A 17274-nucleotide genomic window follows, 5' to 3' on the forward strand; every position below is an offset into this window, starting at 1 on the left:
GCTTGCCCTTGCCGTTGAGCGTGGCGAGGACGAGGTCGGGGTTGTGGACCTCGACACCGGCCGGGGGCGCGATGTCGGCGGCGGTGACCAGACCCGGGCCCTGCTTGCGCAGGTACATCACGACAGGCTCGTCGTGCTCCGAGGAGACGACCAGCTGCTTGATGTTGAGGATCAGGTCGGTGACGTCCTCCTTGACGCCCGGCACGGTGGTGAACTCGTGCAGGACCCCGTCGATCCGGATGCTGGTGACAGCGGCTCCGGGGATCGAGGAGAGGAGGGTGCGACGGAGGGAGTTGCCGAGGGTGTAGCCGAAGCCCGGCTCCAGCGGCTCGATCACGAACCGGGAGCGGAATTCGTCAACGACCTCTTCGGTCAGCGACGGGCGCTGAGCAATAAGCATGTTGATCCTTCAGTCATGGGCACCCACTATTTGATGCCCTTGAGTACTTCAAGGGTACGGGCGGCACGCCTCCGAAGAGCCGTACCGCCCGAACCCAGGAAAAACTAAGACAACCGTGCGTCAGACGCGACGGCGCTTGGGCGGACGGCAGCCGTTGTGCGGCGTGGGCGTCACGTCCTGGATCGAGCCGACCTCGAGGCCGGTGGCCTGGAGGGAGCGGATCGCGGTCTCGCGACCGGAGCCCGGGCCCTTCACGAAGACGTCAACCTTGCGCATGCCGTGCTCCTGCGCGCGGCGGGCGGCCGACTCGGCGGCCATCTGCGCGGCGAAGGGGGTGGACTTGCGCGAGCCCTTGAAGCCGACGTGGCCGGCGGAGGCCCAGGAGATCACGTTGCCCGAGGGGTCCGTGATCGAGACGATCGTGTTGTTGAACGTGCTCTTGATGTGCGCGTGCCCGTGAGCGACGTTCTTCTTTTCCTTGCGGCGCACCTTCTTGGCAGCGCCCTGACGACCCTTGGGGGGCATCTATAACTCCTACGGGGAGGTGGTCGGTCCTACAGCGAAGACCGCTGATGAAGCGTTGTCCGCTGAGGACTACTTCTTGCCCGGCTTCTTCTTGCCGGCGATGGCGCGACGCGGGCCCTTGCGGGTACGAGCGTTCGTGCTGGTGCGCTGGCCGTGGACGGGCAGGCCACGACGGTGGCGCAGACCCTGGTAGCAGCCGATCTCGACCTTGCGGCGGATGTCGGCCTGAACCTCACGGCGGAGGTCACCCTCGGTCTTGAAGTTGTTGTCCACGTACTCGCGGATCCTGACCAGCTCCTCCTCGGAGAGGTCACGAACGCGGGTGTCGGGGTTGACGCCGGTGTCGGCCAGCGTCTTCTGAGAGAGGGTCCGGCCGATGCCGAACACGTAGGTGAGGGCAACCTCCACGCGCTTTTCGCGCGGGATGTCAACACCGGAAACGCGTGCCATTCAATGGCTCCAGTTGTCGTTCGGAGGTCTTCCGCAGAACCGGATCCCGCCCGCCGTCATCTTCGTCACTGGAAGACTCGGTACGAACCGGGTCCCCGGCCTCCGACCGGGGGTGTCGGATCCCTGCGAACAGGCGATCCGGGCTCTGCGTATGAACATGTTCTGCTTGCGTCGCGCGAAGTTCTGCGGGTGCAGAAGGTGCGGTCGTGCGTCAGCCCTGGCGCTGCTTGTGGCGCGGGTTTTCGCAGATGACCATGACCCGGCCGTGACGGCGGATCACCCTGCACTTGTCGCAGATCTTCTTGACGCTCGGCTTGACCTTCATTGGGTGAGGTTCTCCGGGTCAGTGCCACCACCCCGCGGAAACGGGGCACAGGCAAGATCTACTTGTACCGGTAGACGATCCGGCCACGCGTGAGGTCGTACGGAGACAGCTCCACCACGACCCGGTCGTCAGGGAGGATACGGATGTAGTGCATACGCATCTTGCCGCTGATGTGTGCCAGGACCTGGTGGCCGTTCTGGAGCTCGACCTTGAACATGGCGTTCGGAAGAGACTCGACGACAGTGCCCTCGATCTCGATGGCACCTTGCTTCTTGGCCACGCTTCGCCCTTCGAATCGACTACCTTGATCGACTCCGCGCTTACCGCATGCAGACATGCGGATGCACGAGAGCCGACGAGTCAGTCTACGCCAGGGCCCTCGGAAAGACGAATCGAGAAAGTCTGCCCCATACGGAAGATCCCTAAGCAGCGAGCTCGGAGCCGTCCCCGCGAACGGGCCGGGCACGGGCGCTCCATCAGGGCGCAAGGCTGTGACACACGCGGCTTTGCCGCGCGGGCGCGACCGGCCACGGAAACCCGCGGCCGCCGCAGAACAGGCCCTGTCCACCCCAGGACCTTTCCACCCCGAGGGCGGACTCAGCCCAGGGGATCGGGCGCGGCCGTGATCCCGTACTCGGCGAGCTTCGCCCTGCCCCCGTCGGGAGCGGTGAGAACCAGCGGGCCCTCGTCGGTCAGAGCGACGGAGTGCTCCCAGTGCGACGACCATGTGCCGTCGGTCGTGATGACCGTCCAGTCGTCGGAGAGGACCTCGGTCCTCGGCGTGCCCAGCGACACCATGGGCTCGATGGCGAGGCAGAACCCGGGCACCAGCTTCGGGCCCTTGCCCCGCCGGCGCTCCACGTAGTTCAGCAGATGTGGGTCCATGTGCATCTCGGTCCCGATGCCGTGGCCGCCGTAGTCCTCGATGATCCCGTACTTGCCGCCGCCGGGCTTCGGCTGGCGGCGGATGTACGTCTCGATGGCCCGGGAGACGTCGACGAGCCGGTTCCCCAGCTTCATCGCCGCGATTCCGGCCCACATCGACTCCTCGGTCACCCGGGAGAGCTCGATCAGTTCCGGAGCGTGACCGGACCCCACGAACGCCGTGTACGCGGCGTCCCCGTGCCAGCCGTCGATGATCGCGCCGGCGTCGATCGAGATGATGTCCCCGTCCTTGAGGACGACGTCGTCGCTCGGGATGCCGTGGACGACGACCTCGTTCGCCGAGGTGCAGATCGTGGCGGGGAAGCCGCCGTAGCCCAGGAAGTTCGACTTCGCCCCGTGCTCGTCGAGCACCTTGCGGGCGACCTGGTCGAGATCGCGTGTCGTGGCGCCGGGCACCGCCGCTTCCCTCGTCGCCTTGTGGACGGCGGCGACGACCAGGCCCGCCTCACGCATCTTGGCGATCTGCTCGGGGGTCTTGATCTGCACCATGGGGGCCCGCGCTCTCCGTCTTCCGCCTACTCGGATACCTACACAACAGTAAGGCCGCGGCGCCCGTCGAGGGCACCGCGGCCGAACAAGCCAGGACGACTACTTGTCGCCGTCGCCCTCGCTGTCGTTCTTGCCCTCGGCCTGACGCTTGAGGGCGTCCATCGCACGCTTGGTGACCTCGTCCACCTTGCCGAGCGCGGTGATCGTCACGACCAGGCCCTGGGCCCGGTAGTAGTCGATGATCGGCTCGGTCTGGGTGTGGTAGACCTCCAGGCGCTTGCGGACGGTCTCCTCGGTGTCGTCGTCACGCTGGTACAGCTCGCCGCCGCAGACGTCACAGACGCCTTCCTTCTTCGGCGGGCTGTAGGTCACGTGGAAGACGTGGGCCGATTCCCTGCGGCAGATGCGGCGGCCGGCGATGCGCTTGACCACCTCGTCCTCGGGGACCTCCAGGTCGAGCACCCCGTCCAGCTCCACACCATCGCCCTTGAGGGCCTGGTCGAGCGCCTCCGCCTGCGAGACGTTCCGCGGGAAGCCGTCGAGCAGGAAGCCGTTCACGGCGTCCGGCTGCTCCATACGGTCCCTGGCCATCGCGATGGTGACCTCGTCCGGCACGAGGTTGCCCTCGTCCATGTACGACTTGGCCAGTTTGCCCAGTTCCGTCTGGCGGCTGATGTTCGCACGGAAGAGGTCGCCCGTGGAGATGTGCGGGATCGACAGGTTCTGGGCGAGGAACGCGGCCTGCGTTCCCTTGCCCGCACCGGGCGGCCCGACGAGGACGATTCGCATCAGCGGAGGAACCCTTCGTAATTGCGCTGCTGGAGCTGGCTCTCGATCTGCTTCACCGTCTCCAGACCGACACCCACGATGATGAGGATGCTGGTACCACCGAACGGGAAGTTCTGGTTGGCGCCGAAGCCCGCCAACGCCATCGTCGGCACGAGAGCGATCAGACCCAAGTACAGCGAACCCGGCCAGGTGATCCGGTTGAGTACGTACGACAGGTACTCAGCGGTCGGTCGGCCAGCCCGGATGCCCGGGATGAAGCCACCATACTTCTTCATGTTGTCCGCGACTTCCTCGGGGTTGAACGAGATCGCCACGTAGAAGAACGCGAAGAAAACGATCAGGAAGAAGTAGAGGACGATGTGCGGTGGCGCGGCCGTGTCCGCGAGATTCTGCTCGATCCAGGTCTTCCAGCCGGAGGTGCCACCGGCGAACTGCGCGACGAGCGCCGGGATGTAGAGCAGCGACGAGGCGAAGATCACAGGGATGATGCCCGCCTGGTTGACCTTCAGCGGGATGTACGTGGAGGTGCCGCCGTAGGACCGGCGGCCGATCATGCGCTTCGCGTACTGGACCGGAATGCGGCGCTGAGCCTGCTCCACGAAGACGACCAGGCCGATCATGACCAGGCCGACCGCGATCACCGTGCCGAACTCGATCCAGCCGTCCGCCAGGTTGCCCTGCTCCTTGATGGCCCACAGCGCCGACGGGAAGGTGGCGGCGATCGAGATGAACATCAGGATCGACATGCCGTTGCCGATGCCGCGGTCGGTGATGAGCTCACCGAGCCACATGACCATGGCCGTACCGGCGGTCATGGTGACCACCATCGTGATGGTCACGAAGATCGACTGGTCGGGCACGATCTGGTTGCGGACCGGGCAGGTGGCGAACAGCGCACCACTGCGGGCGGTGGCCACCAGGCCCGTGCCCTGCAGGATGGCCAGGGCCACCGTGAGGTACCGGGTGTACTGCGTGATCTTCGCGGTACCGGCCTGGCCCTCCTTCTTGAGGGCTTCGAGGCGCGGGATCACCACGGTCAGCAGCTGCAGAATGATGCTCGCCGTGATGTACGGCATGATGCCCAGTGCGAAGATCGTGATCTGCAGCAGGGCGCCACCGCTGAACATGTTGACCAGGCCGAACAAGCCGGTGTTCTGGCTCGCGTCGTCGATACAGGTCTGGACGTTCTTGTAGTCGACACCAGGGATCGGGATGTGCGTGCCCACCCGATAGACCACGATGATGCCGAGCGTGAAGAGCAGCTTCTTGCGCAGGTCGGGCGTCTTGAACGCCCGGGCGAACGCGGTGAGCACGGTGCCTCCTGCGACCCCCGCGCAAGTGCGCCAGAGGTGACGGTCTTGAGGTTCGACGAATAAGTAACGGACAGCTAACTAACAGTCAGAAGCCGCCCGGAGTTCCCTGGCGGCACACCGGGCGAAAATCAGCAGCGCAGGCCACCTTACCGGCGACACCGCTCCCCTAGGAACGACCAACCGGGGATGCCCCTTTTGTGGGGCATCCCCGGTCGGGATCGCTCAAGTCATCGAGGCGCCTGCTGAATTCAGACGAGCTCGGTGACGGTACCGCCGGCGGCGGTGATCTTCTCCTTGGCGGAGCCGGAGACGGCGTCGACCGTCACCTGCAGTGCCACGGAGATCTCGCCCTGGCCGAGGACCTTGACGAGGCTGTTCTTGCGAACCGCACCGTTGGCGACGAGCCCCTCGACGGTGACTTCGCCACCCTCCGGGTACAGCGACGCCAGCTTGTCGAGGTTCACGACCTGGTACTCGGTCTTGAACGGGTTCCGGAAGCCCTTGAGCTTCGGGAGACGCATGTGGAGGGGCATCTGGCCACCCTCGAAGCGCTCCGGAACCTGGTAACGGGCCTTCGTGCCCTTGGTACCACGACCGGCCGTCTTACCCTTCGACGCCTCACCACGACCAACACGGGTCTTGGCGGTCTTGGCGCCCGGGGCGGGACGGAGGTTGTGGATCTTGAGCGGGTTGTTCTCCGCCATGATCAGTCGACCTCCTCAACCGTCACGAGGTGGCGGACGGTGTGAACCATTCCGCGGAACTCGGGGCGGTCCTCCTTGACGACCACATCGTTGATCCGCTTGAGGCCAAGCGAACGAAGGGTGTCGCGGTGGTTCTGCTTGCTGCCGATGTACGACTTCGTCTGCGTGATCTTGAGCTGAGCCATGACTACGCACCCGCTCCCGCACGTGCACGCAGCAGAGCCGCGGGGGCGACGTCCTCGAGGGGCAGACCGCGGCGGGCCGCGATCTCCTCGGGACGCTGCAGGCCCTTGAGGGCCGCCACGGTCGCGTGCACGATGTTGATCGCGTTGGACGAGCCGAGCGACTTCGACAGGATGTCGTGGACGCCGGCGCACTCGAGGACAGCACGCACCGGGCCACCGGCGATGACGCCGGTACCGGGGGAAGCAGGCTTGAGCAGGACGACGCCCGCGGCCTTCTCGCCCGTGATCGGGTGCGGGATGGTGCCCTGGATACGGGGGACCTTGAAGAAGTGCTTCTTGGCCTCTTCAACACCCTTGGCGATCGCGGCCGGCACCTCCTTGGCCTTGCCGTAACCGACACCCACGGTGCCGTCACCATCGCCCACTACGACGAGCGCAGTGAAGCTGAAGCGACGACCACCCTTCACAACCTTGGCGACGCGGTTGATCGCGACAACGCGCTCAACGTACGCGGTCTTCTCGGCAGCAGCGCCGCCGTCACGGCCCTTCCGGTCCCGCCGCTCGCCGCCACCGGCACCGCTTCCGCGGCGCTGGGGTCCAGCCATTGGAATTACCTCTCTCTGTTTCCGCTAGCTACGCAGCGTCAATAGTCACTGCGCGAACGGGCAGGACTCAGAACTTGAGTCCGGCTTCGCGGGCGGCGTCCGCCAGAGCGGCAATGCGCCCGGCGTACTGGTTTCCACCACGGTCGAACACGACAGCCTCGACACCGGCGGCCTTGGCGCGCTCGGCGACCAGGGCGCCGACCGACTTGGCCTGCTCGGACTTGTCGTTCTCGCCGCCGCGGATCGACGTGTCCAGGGTGGACGCCGACGCGAGGGTGTGACCCTTAACGTCGTCGATCACCTGGGCCACGATGTGGCGGTTCGAGCGCGTCACGACCAGGCGAGGACGCTCAGCCGTACCCGAGATGTGCTTACGGATCCGGATGTGACGACGCTTGATGGCAGCACGCTTGTAAGCGTCGCCCTTAGCAATCTTGACACCGTATGCCATGGCTTACTTACCCGCCTTTCCGACCTTGCGCCGGACGACTTCGCCCTCGTACTTGACGCCCTTGGCCTTGTACGGGTCGGGCTTGCGCAGCTTGCGGATGTTGGCCGCAACCTCGCCGACCTTCTGCTTGTCGATTCCCTCGACCGAGAAGTGCGTCGGGTTCTCGACCTTGAACGAGATGCCCTCGGGCGCCTCGACCGTGATCGAGTGGCTGTAGCCGAGCGAGAATTCCAGGTTGGAACCCTTCGCCAGGACGCGGTAACCGACACCGCTGATTTCGAGCTTCTTCACGTAACCCGTGGTCACGCCGGTGATCATGTTCGCCACCAGCGTGCGGGACAGGCCGTGGAGGGCCTTGTTCTGACGCTCGTCGTTCGGGCGGGTGACGTTCAGAACGCCGTCCTCACCCTTCGCGATCTCGATCGGCGCCGCGACGGTGTGGGAGAGAGAGCCCTTGGGGCCCTTCACCTGGACCGTACGGCCGTCGATGGTGACGTCCACGCCGGCGGGAACCGTGATGGGGAGCTTGCCAATACGCGACATAGCTGTTTCCTCCGTTCCCTTCCGCTACCAGACGTAGGCGAGAACTTCTCCGCCTACGCCCTTCTTGCCGGCCTGCTTGTCGGTGAGGAGACCGTGCGACGTGGAGATGATCGCCACGCCGAGGCCACCGAGCACCTTGGGCAGGGAGGTGGACTTCGCGTACACACGCAGACCCGGCTTCGAAATCCGCTTGATGCCCGCGATGGAGCGCTCACGGTTCGGGCCGAACTTCAGCTCGAGGACGAGCTTCTTGCCGACTTCGGCGTCCTCGACCTTCCAGCCGGTGATGAAGCCCTCCTGCTGGAGGATCTCCGCGATGTGAGACTTGATCTTGCTGTGCGGCATCGCGACATCGTCGTGGTACGCCGAGTTCGCGTTACGCAGACGAGTAAGCATGTCTGCGATGGGATCAGTCATGGTCATGAATTGGCCTTCGGCCTCTCTCGCCGGGGTTTCCTGTATGCGCCATCCCTCTCCCCACTCAGTGGCGGGACGGGTGCGGTGCGGGGACCTACGGCGTAGTAAGCGTTAACTAGTGGGCTGTGCCCACGGGCGTACGGGCGGTCAGACGCCCAACCCTCCTAGCCTAAGCCATGGAGGGGTGGGCATCCGACCGGACCCATTGCTTACCGAGAGCCTCTGGAGTCCAGAAGTACTGGACTACCAGGAGCTCTTGGTCACGCCCGGCAGCTCTCCACGGTGAGCCATCTCACGAAGGCACACGCGGCAGAGGCCGAACTTGCGGTACACGGAGTGCGGGCGGCCGCAGCGCTGGCAGCGGGTGTAGCCACGCACACCGAACTTGGGCTTACGAGCAGCCTTGGCAATCAGAGCCTTCTTCGCCATCTCGCTTACGCCTCCTTGAAGGGGAAGCCGAGGTGACGGAGAAGGGCACGGCCTTCGGCGTCGTTGGTCGCCGTGGTCACCACGGTGATGTCCATACCCCGGACGCGGTCGATCTTGTCCTGGTCGATCTCGTGGAACATGACCTGCTCGGTGAGACCGAAGGTGTAGTTGCCACGACCGTCGAACTGCTTGGGAGACAGACCACGGAAGTCGCGGATGCGCGGCAGCGCGAGCGACAGGGTGCGGTCCAGGAACTCCCACATGCGGTCGCCACGAAGTGTGACGTGGGCACCGATCGGCTGACCCTCACGCAGCTTGAACTGCGCGATGGACTTGCGGGCCTTGGTGACGGCCGGCTTCTGACCGGTGATCGTGGTGAGGTCGCGGATGGCGCCCTCGATCAGCTTGGAGTCGCGGGCGGCGTCGCCCACACCCATGTTGACCACGATCTTGACGAGGCCCGGGGTCTGCATGACGTTCTCGTACGAGAACTCTTCCTGCAGCTTGCCCGCGATCTCCTCGCGGTACTTCGTCTTGAGACGCGGAATGGTGGTGGTAGCCATCAGATGTCCTCACCCGTCCGCTTGGCAACGCGGATCTTGTTGCCCTCGTCGTCGAAGCGGAAACCGACGCGCGTGACGACCTTGTTGCCGTCCTTCTCAACGACCAGCTGGACGTTGGAGACGTGGACGGGCGCCTCGGTCGTGACGATGCCACCGGCCTGCGAACCGCGAGCGGTGGGACCGGCCTTCGTGTGCTTCTTGACCCGGTTGACACCCTCGACCAGGACGCGCTCGTCGCGCGGGTAAGCGGCAATGACCTTGCCCTGCTTGCCCTTGTCCTTACCGGTGATGACCTGGACCAGGTCGCCCTTCTTGATCTTCATGCTTACAGCACCTCCGGCGCGAGCGAGATGATCTTCATGAACTTCTTCTCGCGCAGCTCACGGCCGACGGGGCCGAAGATACGGGTGCCGCGAGGGTCGCCGTCGTTCTTCAGAATGACGGCGGCGTTCTCGTCGAAGCGGATGTACGAGCCGTCCGGACGGCGGCGCTCCTTGACGGTGCGAACGATGACCGCCTTGATGACGTCACCCTTCTTCACGTTGCCGCCGGGGATCGCGTCCTTGACGGTGGCGACGATGACGTCACCGATGCCCGCGTAGCGGCGACCGGAGCCACCGAGCACACGGATGCAAAGGATTTCCTTCGCACCAGTGTTGTCGGCGACACGAAGTCGCGACTCCTGCTGGATCACGTCTATCTCCTGATTGTCTGCCGGTTCCCGGGGCGGGGCCGCTTGTTACGGCGACCCCGCCCCGAGCCTGGCGGAACCAACCTGAGGGAATGCCCTCAGGTAATTACTTGGCCTTCTCGAGGATCTCGACGATGCGCCAGCGCTTCGTCGCGGACAGCGGCCGGGTCTCCATGATGATGACTCGGTCGCCGACGCCTGCGGCGTTCTGCTCGTCGTGGGCCTTGAGCTTGTTCGTACGGCGGATGACCTTGCCGTACAGCGCGTGCTTGACGCGGTCCTCGACGGCGACGACGACGGTCTTGTCCATCTTGTCGCTGACGACCAGACCCTCACGGGTCTTGCGGAAACCGCGGCTCGTCTTGGTCTCTTCAGTCACGTTGCTCTCGCTCATCAGGCGCTCTCCACCGTCTCGATGCCCAGCTCGCGCTCACGCATCAGGGTGTAGATCCGCGCGATGTCCTTGCGGACGGCCTTGAGCCGCCCGTGGTTCTCGAGCTGACCGGTCGCCGCCTGGAAGCGGAGGTTGAACAGCTCTTCCTTGGCTTCGCGGAGCTTCGCGAGAAGCTCCTCGTCACCCAGTTCGCGCAGCTCGGACGCCTTGGTACCGGCCGACATCACGCTTCACCTGCCTCGCGCTTGACGATCCGGCACTTCATCGGCAGCTTGTGGGCTGCGCGAGTAAGGGCCTCACGGGCGATCTTCTCGTTGGGGTAGGACAGCTCGAACATGACCCGGCCCGGGTGCACGTTCGCGACCCACCACTCGGGGGAACCCTTACCGGAACCCATGCGGGTCTCGGCGGGCTTCTTGGTCAGCGGGCGGTCCGGGTAGATGTTGATCCAGACCTTGCCGCCACGCTTGATGTGGCGGGTCATCGCGATACGAGCCGCCTCGATCTGGCGGTTCGTCACGTATGCCGGCGTGAGGGCCTGAATGCCGTACTCGCCGAACGAAACCTGCGTACCGCCCTTGGCCTGACCACGGCGCTTCGGGTGGTGCTGCTTGCGGTGCTTGACCCTACGAGGGATCAGCATGTCGGTCAGGCCTCCGTTCCGGTGCTCTCAGCCGGAGCGGCAGCGGCGGCGGGAGCCTCGGCCTTGGGGGCCTCGGCAGCCGGCGCGGACTGCTGCTGCGGCTTGCGGCCGCGGCCGCCACGCTCGCCACCACGACCACCACGGGCAGGGCGGTCGCCGCCGCCACCGGCACCACCACGGGCCGGGCGGTTACCCGCACGGGCCGCGGCGTTCTCGGCGCGGACCTCGGCGATGTTCTTGACGTCGCCCTTGTAGATCCAGACCTTCACACCGATACGGCCGAAGGTCGTCTTGGCCTCGAAGAAGCCGTAGTCCACGTTCGCGCGGAGCGTGTGCAGGGGCACACGGCCCTCGCGGTAGAACTCCGAGCGGGACATCTCGGCGCCGCCGAGACGGCCACCGCACTGGATCTTGATGCCCTTGGCGCCGGCCTTCATCGTGCCCTGCATGCTCTTGCGCATGGCACGACGGAAGGAGACGCGGGAGGACAGCTGCTCGGCAACGGCCTGGGCAACCAGCTGAGCGTCGGTCTCGGGGCTCTTGACCTCGAGGATGTTCAGCTGGACCTGCTTGCCCGTGAGCTTCTCGAGGTCACCGCGGATGCGGTCGGCCTCGGCGCCACGGCGGCCGATGACGATGCCGGGACGCGCGGTGTGGATGTCCACCCGCACGCGGTCACGGGTGCGCTCGATCTCAACCTTCGAGATGCCGGCGCGCTCCATGCCGGACGTCATCATCCGACGGATGGCGACGTCTTCCTTGACGTAGTCCTTGTACAGCTTGTCGGCGTACCACCGGGACTTGAAGTCCGTGGTGATGCCGAGCCGGAACCCATGCGGGTTAACCTTCTGGCCCATTACCGGGTTCCTTCCTTGCTGCTGACGACCACGGTGATGTGGCTGGTCCGCTTGCGGATCCGGTAGGCGCGGCCCTGGGCGCGCGGACGGAACCGCTTCAGGGTCGGACCCTCGTCGACGTACGCCTCGGAGATGACGAGGCTGTCGGCGTCGGTGTGGTCGTAGTTGTGTGCGGCGTTGGCAATGGCGCTGTCAAGCACCTTGCCCACCGGCACGCTCGCGGCCTGCGGGGCGAAACGCAGGACCGCCTGAGCCTCCGTGGCATCCATGCCACGGATAAGGTCCACCACTCGGCGGGCCTTCATGGGCGTAACGCGGATGTACCGCGCCTGGGCCCTGGCTTCCATGGTTGTCCTTCCAGTGTCTGTCATGGTCATTCCACCCCGCGTTAGCGGCGCTTCGACTTCCGGTCGTCCTTGACGTGACCCCGGAAGGTGCGCGTCGGCGAGAACTCGCCGAGCTTGTGGCCGACCATCGACTCGGTGACAAACACCGGAATGTGGGTCTTGCCGTTGTGCACCGCGATCGTGTGGCCGAGCATGGCCGGGATGATCATCGAGCGACGGGACCAGGTCTTGATGACGTTCTTGGTGCCGGCTTCGTTCTGTACGTCCACCTTCTTGATCAGGTGGTCGTCGACGAAGGGCCCCTTCTTGAGACTGCGCGGCATCTAAACCCGCTCCTAGCGCTTCTTGTTCGTCTTGCGGCGGCGGACGATGTACTTGTTCGAAGCCTTCTTCGGCGAACGAGTACGACCCTCCTTCTGACCCCACGGCGAGACCGGGTGACGTCCACCGGAGGTCTTGCCCTCACCACCACCGTGCGGGTGGTCAACCGGGTTCATCGCCACACCGCGGACGGTCGGGCGGACGCCCAGCCAGCGCTTGCGGCCGGCCTTGCCCCAGTTGATGTTGCTCTGCTCGGCGTTGCCGACCTCGCCGACGGTGGCGCGGCAGCGCACGTCGACCAGGCGGATCTCACCGGACGGCATACGGAGGTGGGCCATCTGGCCCTCCTTCGCGAGCAGCTGTACGGAGGCACCGGCGGAGCGGGCGAACTTGGCGCCGCCACCGGGACGGAGCTCGATCGCGTGGATCGTGGTACCGACCGGGATGTTGCGGAGCGCCAGGTTGTTGCCCGGCTTGATGTCGGCCCCGGGACCGTTCTCGACGCGGTCGCCCTGCGACAGGTTGCGGGGGGCGAGGATGTAGCGCTTCTCGCCGTCCGCGTAGTGCAGCAGCGCGATGCGCGCGGTGCGGTTGGGGTCGTACTCGATGTGCGCGACCTTCGCCGGCACGCCGTCCTTGTCATGGCGACGGAAGTCGATGACACGGTAGGCGCGCTTGTGTCCACCACCCTGGTGGCGAACGGTCACACGACCGGAATTGTTACGGCCGCCCTTGCTGTGCAGCGGGCGAACCAGCGACTTCTCCGGCGTGGACCGCGTGACCTCGACGAAGTCGGCGACGCTGGAGCCACGACGGCCCGGCGTAGTCGGCTTGTACTTGCGGATTCCCATTTCTCAGTCCTCGTCCGATATTCGGACCAGGGCGCTCCGTTAGGAGGCCTGGCCGAAGATGTCGATACGGTCGCCCTCAGCGAGGGTCACGATGGCGCGCTTGGTGTCAGCACGCTTGCCGAAACCGCTCTTGGTCCGCTTGCGCTTTCCCTGGCGGTTGATCGTGTTGACCCCGGTGACCTTGACCGAGAAGACCGCCTGGACGGCCTGCTTGATCTGGGTCTTGTTGGCGCCCGGCGCGACGACGAAGGTGTACTTGCCCTCGTCGAGCAGCGCGTAGCTCTTCTCGGAGACGACCGGCTTGATGAGGACGTCACGGGGGTCCGTGAAGCTCTTGCTCAGCGGCGTCTCGACGGTGTTCTTGCCCTCGGCCTCGTGGCGCTTCGCCTTGGCGATGCGCGCGGCCTTGGCGGCCTTGGCCGCCTTGGGGGCAATGCTCGGGTGACGCGTAGCCATCAGGCTTCGCTCCCTTCGGTGTCAGCGGCCTGGGGGCCAGACACGAAGGACTCGAAAGCGGCCTGGGTGAAGACCACGTCGTCCGAGACGAGAACGTCGTACGTGTTCAGCTGGCCCGGCTCCAGGATGTGGACCTGGGGCAGGTTGCGCGCGGAAAGCAGCGCGGCCTCGTCGGCGCGCTCGATGACCAGGAGCACGTTCTTGCGCTCACTGATCTTGCCGAGCAGGCTCTTGGCGGCCTTGGTGGAGGGGTTGTCGCCCTCGATCACGCCGGAGACGACGTGGATGCGAGCGTTGCGGGCCCGGTCGGTGAGGGCGTGGCGCAGGGCCGCGGCCTTCATCTTCTTCGGGGTCCGCTGCGAGTAGTCACGCGGCACGGGACCGTGCACGACGCCACCACCGGCGAACTGGGGCGCGCGGGTCGAGCCCTGACGGGCGCGGCCGGTGCCCTTCTGGCGGTACGGCTTCTTGCCGCCACCGCGAACCTCGCCACGGGTCTTGGTCTTGTGCGTGCCCTGGCGGGCAGCGGCCAGCTGGGCGACTACGACCTGGTGAAGCAGCGGGATGCTGATCTTCTCGACGTCGAAGATCTCCGCGGGGAGCTCGACCGTCCCGGTCTTGTCGCCTGCCGGCGAAATGATGTCAACAGTGCTCATCGTTACCTCAGGCCCCCTTGGCCGCGGTGCGGACCAGGACGAGGCCGCCGTTCGGACCGGGAACCGCGCCCTTGATGAGCAGCAGACCCTTCTCCGCGTCAACGGCGTGGACGGTCAGGTTCTGGGTGGTGACCCGCTCGTTGCCCATGCGACCCGCCATGCGGAGGCCCTTGAACACACGGCCCGGGGTGGCGCAGCCACCGATGGAGCCGGGAGAGCGGTGCTTGCGCTGGGTGCCGTGACCGGCGCCGAGGCCCTTGAAGTTGTGACGCTTCATGACACCGGCGAAGCCCTTGCCCTTGCTCGTGCCGGTCACGTCCACCTTGACGCCGGACTCGAAGGTCTCAGCGGTGATCTCCTGGCCGAGGGTGTACTCGCTGGCGTCAGCGGTACGGATCTCGACGAGGTGACGGCGGGGCGTGACGTCGGCCTTGGCGAAGTGACCCTTGAGGGGCTTGTTCACCTTGCGCGGGTCGATCTCGCCGAAGGCGATCTGGACCGACTCGTAGCCGTCCGAGTCATTCGTACGCACCTGGGTGACGACGTTCGGGCCGGCCTTGACGACGGTGACCGGAACAACACGGTTGTTCTCGTCCCACACCTGCGTCATGCCGAGCTTCTCGCCCAGGATGCCCTTGATCTGCTTGCTCATTCTCAGATCACCGGCCCTTAGAGCTTGATCTCGATGTCGACACCGGCCGGGAGGTCGAGTCGCATCAGGGAGTCAACGGTCTTGGGGGTCGGGTCGAGAATGTCGATCAGGCGCTTGTGCGTGCGCATCTCGAAGTGCTCGCGCGAGTCCTTGTACTTGTGCGGCGACTTGATGACGCAGTACACGTTCTTCTCAGTGGGCAGCGGCACCGGGCCCGCGACCGACGCACCAGTGCGCGTCACCGTCTCGACGATCTTCTTCGCCGAGCTGTCGATGACCTCGTGGTCGTAGGCCTTGAGCCGGATGCGGATCTTCTGTCCCGCCATGGCTACTCAGTAGTCCTTTGTCTCGTCTAACGCTCTGCAACCCGAGGGCTCACGTCCCTGGCCTCCGACCCACGCGGTCGGGTGTGTCGCGCCCTCGCCGACAGGGATATCCACGAGTGGATTTCCCTACCAGGGACGCGGCCCATCCAAAGACGACCGCAGGACCGGGGGCGAAACACCCACCGGGCGCCTGGCCGGCACCCCGCTGACACTTCCCGGAAGATTCCCGTACGTCCGCCCCAGCGCTGCCTTACGGCAGTTGGAGCGACGAGTACTGTGGGACTCGCTTCCGGTCCTCCCGACGGGAGGCGCGCAGCATCGGCACTCAACCGAGCAACCCCGACAGTCTGCCATACGGGGCACGGGGCTGGCCAATCGAGCCGGAGAGGATACCCCCGGGGTGACGTACATCAAACTCTTCGGGCAGACCCGCCCCGTCAGCGATGCCGACGCGGGACTTTCCGGGCATCGCTGAGCGCGTAGGCGATCTCCCGCCGCCAGGTCTCACACCCGCCCTGCACGCGCGACACGATCACGGTCGCTCGCGGCCGGAGGGCCTGCCCCAGGCCCTCGCCGTCCGGCTTCTCAGCCCCGGGGCTCGTCGCGTTCGAGCGCGTCGAAGTCGATCGGCTGACAGCCCGGGGCGTAGTCACGCAGGAACGCGGCCGCCTCCGTCGGCAGGGGCGGGGTCGCGATCACCGCGTACTCCAGTACGCGCTTCGGGGCGGAGTACTTCCAGAACTCGTACTCCGGCTCCCCCGCCGCGAGGCCCGGATACCGGTCCGTGACGCCGAGGCTGTCCAGGAGTTCGACAAGCGTGGTATCGGCGAGGTTCACCACCGGCTCACGCGGGAGCACGATCCGCTCCGCACCGGGGTCGAGACGAGGCTGCTTCCCTTGCGCGACGTCCTCCAGCTGGGGCCGGTCCAGCACGTACCAGGGCCCGGCGTGCTCCTGCACGAACCAGCTGTCCCGGGTGTCACTGCGATGGATGGCGCATTCGTCGCCCCGGAAGACCTGCTCGACGTAGCCGAGACCGGGCTGGACCAGGGTCTGGGTCGCGCCGGCCGCCTGATACGTGATCTCCCTTCCGTGCCCTGTCGCGATCTGCGCGAACTCGGCGGCGAACTCCGACCGGGCGGGCGAGGCACGCAGGCAGGAGAAGTGGAGCGACCCGGCCACGAACGCGTGGCCCTCCTGCCAGGTCGCCCGCATGAGGCGGTACGAAGGGACACTGCCGGCCCATCCGGGGATGTGCAGGACGAATTCCCCGCAGAAGACACAGGAAGCATCTTCCTTACTCATTACAGCTGAACCTCGGATTCCTGTCCCTGCTGACGACCACTTCCACATGATCCGACGCTTTGTATTCCAGGTCCCGCAACATGCTGTTGCCATCGAGCCCCAGCGGGCTCGCCGCTTCCCCATCCCACTCCGACGCCATGACCCCACCCTCAGAATTCTTCCGAAAACGGGGCGGAATTCCCTCCCCACTGGAATCGGTAGCCGTCGCTTCCACTGTCGTAGACAACGAGGAGGTTGCGGTCGGGAAGGTCGAATTCCTTCCGCACCCAGCCGTCCATCGCCAGTGCCGCCGCTTCGGACCGGAAATGAGCGAGTGGGAAGGTGAGTGCGGCAACCTCGATGAGCAGACCGTCGGGGTGCGCGGAGGACAGATCGGAGGAGTGAACCGAGAGCCCGAAGGAGAGCCATGCGGCGTCACGCCAGTTGATGCCGCGGGGAGGCGCCAGCCATACGTTGCGGTAGATCTGCATCCGGAACCCTTCACCCGCATCAGTGCCGGGGGCGCGGTGCTCCGCCGTCAGGTCTGCGGCCAGGCCGCCCAGAGGGCTCCGGAGGCGATACTTGAAAGTGGTACTCATCTGTCTCAACTTGGGAAGTTACTATGCCCTGGCATTCGACATGAAGATCACATCGCACCGTGCC

30 protein-coding genes and 1 pseudogene are annotated in these 17274 nt (G+C 65.7%); all 31 read right to left on the minus strand.

Annotated elements, in window-relative coordinates; genetic code table 11:
- Nucleotides 1-400 (minus strand): annotated as a pseudogene (locus tag KUF83_RS14390) (DNA-directed RNA polymerase subunit alpha); the annotation flags it as partial.
- Nucleotides 401-520: 120 nt separating this feature from the next.
- Complete coding sequence (rpsK, locus tag KUF83_RS14395; protein ID WP_003956432.1) at nt 521-925, minus strand: 30S ribosomal protein S11; 405 nt, start codon at nt 923-925, stop codon at nt 521-523.
- 69 nt (nt 926-994) lie between these two features.
- Entirely contained in the window at nt 995-1375 is a 381-nt protein-coding gene (gene rpsM, locus KUF83_RS14400) for a 30S ribosomal protein S13 (protein WP_055513621.1), read from the minus strand.
- A 211-nt stretch (nt 1376-1586) separates the two neighbouring features.
- On the minus strand, nt 1587-1700 hold the full coding sequence (gene rpmJ / locus KUF83_RS14405; protein WP_003998809.1) for a 50S ribosomal protein L36: 114 nt from the start codon (nt 1698-1700) through the stop codon (nt 1587-1589).
- A 58-nt stretch (nt 1701-1758) separates the two neighbouring features.
- Nucleotides 1759-1980, minus strand: coding sequence for a translation initiation factor IF-1 (gene infA / locus KUF83_RS14410; RefSeq protein ID WP_003948620.1), 222 nt, complete (start codon nt 1978-1980; stop codon nt 1759-1761).
- Nucleotides 1981-2297: 317 nt separating this feature from the next.
- Nucleotides 2298-3134 carry a type I methionyl aminopeptidase gene (gene map, locus KUF83_RS14415; protein ID WP_217455075.1) on the minus strand — a complete coding sequence of 279 codons (837 nt, stop codon included), beginning with the start codon at nt 3132-3134 and terminating at the stop codon, nt 2298-2300.
- Nucleotides 3135-3233: 99 nt separating this feature from the next.
- Entirely contained in the window at nt 3234-3923 is a 690-nt protein-coding gene (locus KUF83_RS14420; RefSeq protein WP_217455076.1) for an adenylate kinase, read from the minus strand.
- Nucleotides 3923-5236, minus strand: coding sequence for a preprotein translocase subunit SecY (gene secY, locus KUF83_RS14425; protein ID WP_217455077.1), 1314 nt, complete (start codon nt 5234-5236; stop codon nt 3923-3925). The genes KUF83_RS14420 and secY overlap by 1 nt, the downstream gene beginning before the upstream one ends.
- A gap of 248 nt (nt 5237-5484) precedes the next feature.
- A complete protein-coding gene (gene rplO / locus KUF83_RS14430) occupies nt 5485-5940 on the minus strand; it encodes a 50S ribosomal protein L15 (RefSeq protein ID WP_043676833.1) in 456 nt (151 codons plus the stop codon).
- A gap of 2 nt (nt 5941-5942) precedes the next feature.
- Nucleotides 5943-6125 carry a 50S ribosomal protein L30 gene (rpmD, locus tag KUF83_RS14435; protein WP_033319647.1) on the minus strand — a complete coding sequence of 61 codons (183 nt, stop codon included), beginning with the start codon at nt 6123-6125 and terminating at the stop codon, nt 5943-5945.
- Nucleotides 6126-6127: 2 nt separating this feature from the next.
- Complete coding sequence (rpsE, locus tag KUF83_RS14440) at nt 6128-6730, minus strand: 30S ribosomal protein S5 (protein WP_055513610.1); 603 nt, start codon at nt 6728-6730, stop codon at nt 6128-6130.
- A 67-nt stretch (nt 6731-6797) separates the two neighbouring features.
- Entirely contained in the window at nt 6798-7181 is a 384-nt protein-coding gene (gene rplR, locus KUF83_RS14445; protein ID WP_189776125.1) for a 50S ribosomal protein L18, read from the minus strand.
- Nucleotides 7182-7184: 3 nt separating this feature from the next.
- Entirely contained in the window at nt 7185-7724 is a 540-nt protein-coding gene (rplF, locus tag KUF83_RS14450; protein WP_217455078.1) for a 50S ribosomal protein L6, read from the minus strand.
- Between the two features lie 24 nt (nt 7725-7748).
- Nucleotides 7749-8147, minus strand: coding sequence for a 30S ribosomal protein S8 (gene rpsH / locus KUF83_RS14455; protein WP_055614920.1), 399 nt, complete (start codon nt 8145-8147; stop codon nt 7749-7751).
- A gap of 237 nt (nt 8148-8384) precedes the next feature.
- Entirely contained in the window at nt 8385-8570 is a 186-nt protein-coding gene (locus KUF83_RS14460; protein WP_003948630.1) for a type Z 30S ribosomal protein S14, read from the minus strand.
- Nucleotides 8571-8575: 5 nt separating this feature from the next.
- Entirely contained in the window at nt 8576-9133 is a 558-nt protein-coding gene (gene rplE, locus KUF83_RS14465) for a 50S ribosomal protein L5 (protein ID WP_107022199.1), read from the minus strand.
- Nucleotides 9133-9456 carry a 50S ribosomal protein L24 gene (rplX, locus tag KUF83_RS14470; RefSeq protein ID WP_055513601.1) on the minus strand — a complete coding sequence of 108 codons (324 nt, stop codon included), beginning with the start codon at nt 9454-9456 and terminating at the stop codon, nt 9133-9135. Before rplX ends, rplE begins: the two co-directional genes overlap by 1 nt.
- A gap of 2 nt (nt 9457-9458) precedes the next feature.
- Entirely contained in the window at nt 9459-9827 is a 369-nt protein-coding gene (gene rplN / locus KUF83_RS14475; RefSeq protein ID WP_003992364.1) for a 50S ribosomal protein L14, read from the minus strand.
- A gap of 103 nt (nt 9828-9930) precedes the next feature.
- Complete coding sequence (gene rpsQ / locus KUF83_RS14480) at nt 9931-10218, minus strand: 30S ribosomal protein S17 (RefSeq protein ID WP_143642848.1); 288 nt, start codon at nt 10216-10218, stop codon at nt 9931-9933.
- A complete protein-coding gene (rpmC, locus tag KUF83_RS14485) occupies nt 10218-10442 on the minus strand; it encodes a 50S ribosomal protein L29 (RefSeq protein ID WP_003998824.1) in 225 nt (74 codons plus the stop codon). Before rpmC ends, rpsQ begins: the two co-directional genes overlap by 1 nt.
- A complete protein-coding gene (gene rplP, locus KUF83_RS14490) occupies nt 10442-10861 on the minus strand; it encodes a 50S ribosomal protein L16 (protein ID WP_099500627.1) in 420 nt (139 codons plus the stop codon). Before rplP ends, rpmC begins: the two co-directional genes overlap by 1 nt.
- A 5-nt stretch (nt 10862-10866) precedes the next feature.
- A complete protein-coding gene (rpsC, locus tag KUF83_RS14495; protein WP_217455079.1) occupies nt 10867-11718 on the minus strand; it encodes a 30S ribosomal protein S3 in 852 nt (283 codons plus the stop codon).
- Nucleotides 11718-12065, minus strand: a complete 348-nt coding sequence (gene rplV, locus KUF83_RS14500; protein ID WP_030619142.1) for a 50S ribosomal protein L22 — start codon at nt 12063-12065, stop codon at nt 11718-11720. Before rplV ends, rpsC begins: the two co-directional genes overlap by 1 nt.
- Nucleotides 12066-12106: 41 nt before the next feature.
- Nucleotides 12107-12388, minus strand: a complete 282-nt coding sequence (rpsS, locus tag KUF83_RS14505) for a 30S ribosomal protein S19 (RefSeq protein WP_005481224.1) — start codon at nt 12386-12388, stop codon at nt 12107-12109.
- Between the two features lie 12 nt (nt 12389-12400).
- Complete coding sequence (gene rplB / locus KUF83_RS14510) at nt 12401-13237, minus strand: 50S ribosomal protein L2 (RefSeq protein WP_055614926.1); 837 nt, start codon at nt 13235-13237, stop codon at nt 12401-12403.
- 39 nt (nt 13238-13276) lie between these two features.
- Entirely contained in the window at nt 13277-13693 is a 417-nt protein-coding gene (gene rplW, locus KUF83_RS14515; protein WP_107022195.1) for a 50S ribosomal protein L23, read from the minus strand.
- On the minus strand, nt 13693-14349 hold the full coding sequence (rplD, locus tag KUF83_RS14520) for a 50S ribosomal protein L4 (protein WP_217455080.1): 657 nt from the start codon (nt 14347-14349) through the stop codon (nt 13693-13695). The genes rplW and rplD overlap by 1 nt, the downstream gene beginning before the upstream one ends.
- Before the next feature lie 7 nt (nt 14350-14356).
- Nucleotides 14357-15001: a 50S ribosomal protein L3 gene (rplC, locus tag KUF83_RS14525; protein WP_217455081.1), complete on the minus strand. Its 645-nt coding sequence runs from the start codon at nt 14999-15001 to the stop codon at nt 14357-14359.
- A 17-nt stretch (nt 15002-15018) separates the two neighbouring features.
- On the minus strand, nt 15019-15327 hold the full coding sequence (rpsJ, locus tag KUF83_RS14530; RefSeq protein WP_003948644.1) for a 30S ribosomal protein S10: 309 nt from the start codon (nt 15325-15327) through the stop codon (nt 15019-15021).
- Between the two features lie 585 nt (nt 15328-15912).
- Nucleotides 15913-16632 (minus strand): hypothetical protein, encoded by a 720-nt coding sequence (locus tag KUF83_RS14535; RefSeq protein ID WP_217455082.1) that lies wholly within the window; start codon nt 16630-16632, stop codon nt 15913-15915.
- Between the two features lie 149 nt (nt 16633-16781).
- The gene (locus KUF83_RS14540) at nt 16782-17210 is read right to left on the minus strand and encodes a hypothetical protein (RefSeq protein WP_217455083.1); all 429 of its coding nucleotides are present in this window, start codon (nt 17208-17210) and stop codon (nt 16782-16784) included.
- Between the last annotated feature and the right edge of the window lie 64 nt (nt 17211-17274).

It is taken from the genome of Streptomyces sp. BV286 (genome assembly GCF_019090165.1).
Lineage (GTDB): Bacteria > Actinomycetota > Actinomycetes > Streptomycetales > Streptomycetaceae > Streptomyces.

Excerpts from the sequence above, each read along its gene's own strand:
- rplF (WP_217455078.1), bottom strand. The coding sequence starts at position 7,724 with ATGTCGCGTATTGGCAAGCTCCCCATCACGGTTCCCGCCGGCGTGGAC.
- rpsS (WP_005481224.1), bottom strand. The coding sequence starts at position 12,388 with ATGCCGCGCAGTCTCAAGAAGGGGCCCTTCGTCGACGACCACCTGATC.
- rpsK (WP_003956432.1), bottom strand. The coding sequence starts at position 925 with ATGCCCCCCAAGGGTCGTCAGGGCGCTGCCAAGAAGGTGCGCCGCAAG.
- rplB (WP_055614926.1), bottom strand. The coding sequence starts at position 13,237 with ATGGGAATCCGCAAGTACAAGCCGACTACGCCGGGCCGTCGTGGCTCC.
- KUF83_RS14420 (WP_217455076.1), bottom strand. The coding sequence starts at position 3,923 with ATGCGAATCGTCCTCGTCGGGCCGCCCGGTGCGGGCAAGGGAACGCAG.
- KUF83_RS14540 (WP_217455083.1), bottom strand. The coding sequence starts at position 17,210 with ATGAGTACCACTTTCAAGTATCGCCTCCGGAGCCCTCTGGGCGGCCTG.
- rpsE (WP_055513610.1), bottom strand. The coding sequence starts at position 6,730 with ATGGCTGGACCCCAGCGCCGCGGAAGCGGTGCCGGTGGCGGCGAGCGG.
- rplR (WP_189776125.1), bottom strand. The coding sequence starts at position 7,181 with ATGGCATACGGTGTCAAGATTGCTAAGGGCGACGCTTACAAGCGTGCT.
- rpsJ (WP_003948644.1), bottom strand. The coding sequence starts at position 15,327 with ATGGCGGGACAGAAGATCCGCATCCGGCTCAAGGCCTACGACCACGAG.
- rpmJ (WP_003998809.1), bottom strand. The coding sequence starts at position 1,700 with ATGAAGGTCAAGCCGAGCGTCAAGAAGATCTGCGACAAGTGCAGGGTG.
- rplV (WP_030619142.1), bottom strand. The coding sequence starts at position 12,065 with ATGGAAGCCAGGGCCCAGGCGCGGTACATCCGCGTTACGCCCATGAAG.
- rplX (WP_055513601.1), bottom strand. The coding sequence starts at position 9,456 with ATGAAGATCAAGAAGGGCGACCTGGTCCAGGTCATCACCGGTAAGGAC.
- rplW (WP_107022195.1), bottom strand. The coding sequence starts at position 13,693 with ATGGCTACGCGTCACCCGAGCATTGCCCCCAAGGCGGCCAAGGCCGCC.
- rpsC (WP_217455079.1), bottom strand. The coding sequence starts at position 11,718 with ATGGGCCAGAAGGTTAACCCGCATGGGTTCCGGCTCGGCATCACCACG.
- rpmD (WP_033319647.1), bottom strand. The coding sequence starts at position 6,125 with ATGGCTCAGCTCAAGATCACGCAGACGAAGTCGTACATCGGCAGCAAG.
- rpsQ (WP_143642848.1), bottom strand. The coding sequence starts at position 10,218 with ATGAGCGAGAGCAACGTGACTGAAGAGACCAAGACGAGCCGCGGTTTC.
- KUF83_RS14460 (WP_003948630.1), bottom strand. The coding sequence starts at position 8,570 with ATGGCGAAGAAGGCTCTGATTGCCAAGGCTGCTCGTAAGCCCAAGTTC.
- KUF83_RS14535 (WP_217455082.1), bottom strand. The coding sequence starts at position 16,632 with ATGAGTAAGGAAGATGCTTCCTGTGTCTTCTGCGGGGAATTCGTCCTG.
- rpsM (WP_055513621.1), bottom strand. The coding sequence starts at position 1,375 with ATGGCACGCGTTTCCGGTGTTGACATCCCGCGCGAAAAGCGCGTGGAG.
- rplE (WP_107022199.1), bottom strand. The coding sequence starts at position 9,133 with ATGGCTACCACCACCATTCCGCGTCTCAAGACGAAGTACCGCGAGGAG.
- rplO (WP_043676833.1), bottom strand. The coding sequence starts at position 5,940 with ATGGCGGAGAACAACCCGCTCAAGATCCACAACCTCCGTCCCGCCCCG.
- rplC (WP_217455081.1), bottom strand. The coding sequence starts at position 15,001 with ATGAGCAAGCAGATCAAGGGCATCCTGGGCGAGAAGCTCGGCATGACG.
- rpmC (WP_003998824.1), bottom strand. The coding sequence starts at position 10,442 with ATGTCGGCCGGTACCAAGGCGTCCGAGCTGCGCGAACTGGGTGACGAG.
- rplP (WP_099500627.1), bottom strand. The coding sequence starts at position 10,861 with ATGCTGATCCCTCGTAGGGTCAAGCACCGCAAGCAGCACCACCCGAAG.
- rplD (WP_217455080.1), bottom strand. The coding sequence starts at position 14,349 with ATGAGCACTGTTGACATCATTTCGCCGGCAGGCGACAAGACCGGGACG.
- rpsH (WP_055614920.1), bottom strand. The coding sequence starts at position 8,147 with ATGACCATGACTGATCCCATCGCAGACATGCTTACTCGTCTGCGTAAC.
- map (WP_217455075.1), bottom strand. The coding sequence starts at position 3,134 with ATGGTGCAGATCAAGACCCCCGAGCAGATCGCCAAGATGCGTGAGGCG.